Here is a 1,556-nt window from a genome sequence, read left to right as displayed (position 1 = left end):
ACGGGCATGGATGCCCGTCAAGCGCTGGGGCCCAGGATGGGCCCTGCAGCGCGGTCCTCCCGGGAGCAAGGCCGGAGTGAGGGAACCCCGGAGCGCAGCGCAGGGGCCGTATGAATGGAGCGCAGCGGCTTTGGTTACTTTGGCCAAGACCAAAGTAACCCGCCGTAAGGGCGGAAAGGTGAATAAGCGTCGACATCATAAATGAATGCGCATACAACTTTCAAAACCACCCAACAACAACAACAACAACAACAACAACAACAACAACAACAACAACAACAACAACAACAACAACAACAAGCACTCCCACTCACCCATCAAGCCTTATCAGCCAACCTCCCCACCAGCCCATCGACAAACGCCACCGCATTGATAACCCCCTCATGCCCATCAGCGATCACCGTCGAGCTAGCCAGCCCGTTGACCGAAGCCTGCGCCAGCAACCCCGCCTCCCCCATCCGCACCCGTTCCAAGCTACGGCTCTCGCTGGCCCACCAGCAATCCACCCGGACCACCAGCGGCCGCAGGCGAAACGCCTGGCTCAGTTCGACGTTGCGATCGAGCACAGCGAAACCATCGACGATCTCCCGCTGCAGATGCACATCCTCATGAATGGCCCGCAGCCGCTCGGCACTGACGCCCCCGGCAGCGGCCACCTGCTCGATGACCCACTCGGTCCGGTCGACCTCGGCCGGCAGACGCCCGGCCTCGTCGATGAAGCCGACGATACGGGCTTCACCCACACCCGGAGCGAAGGCCAGCAGACCACGCAGCAGGCTCTCGTCCGCCCGCGCTACCTGCACCACCTCGACGGGCTCGGCCTTGAGGCCGGACACGTCCTTCGGTAGCAGGGTATCGACCAGGCCGACGAAGCCCACCTCCTGACCGGCCTGCTCCAGGGCATGAGCCACCTCCAGCGCCAGGGCGCCACCCAGGGACCAGCCCAGCAGATGGTAAGGGCCGCTGGCCTGGGTGCGGCGGATCTGCTCGACGTAGTAGCCGACCATCGCCTCCCAGGACTCGTCCACCCAGCCCGGCACGGCATAGCACTTGTTGACCAGGCCGTACACCGGACGCTCGTCGGCCAGGCGGCTGGCCAGCGGGTAGTAAGCGTAGGCACCGCCGCCGCCCGGCGGCAGGCAGAACAGCGCCGGACGCTGGCGTTGGCAACCGTTGAGGTTGATCACCGACGTTTTCAGGCGATCCTTGCCGCCGCCGATGAAATTCGCCAGTTCCTCGAAGCTCGCCATCAGCATGAACTCATGCAGGCTGATGTTGATGGCGAAAGCTTCACGTACCCTGTTCACCAACGTGATCACCAACAAAGAGTGGCCGCCGAGCTCGAAGAAGTTGTCGTGCAAGCCAACCTGCTCGACCTTCAGCACTTCGCTCCAGATTGCGGCCAGTTGTTGCTCCAGCGCCGTACGCGGGGCCACGTAGCCCTGTTGCAGCTGGCTGGCGTCCGGTTTCGGCAGGGCCTTGCGGTCCAGCTTGCCGTTGGCCGTCAGCGGCCACTGCTCCAGCACCAGGAAGTGGGTCGGGACCATGTAGTCCGG

The 1,556-nt window shown here is 63.6% G+C and carries 1 protein-coding gene; it reads right to left on the bottom strand.

Annotated features, from left to right (window positions below; genetic code table 11):
• Window positions 1-317: 317 nt before the first annotated feature.
• On the bottom strand, window positions 318-1,556 hold a 1,239-nt coding region (locus ACVWZ5_RS25490), incomplete at its 5' end, for a thioesterase domain-containing protein (RefSeq protein WP_457340946.1).

The sequence above is a fragment of the Pseudomonas sp. TE6283 genome (assembly GCF_054060555.1).
Note: the sequence above shows the minus strand (reverse complement) of the source record. Positions and strands in the feature narration are given on the sequence as shown.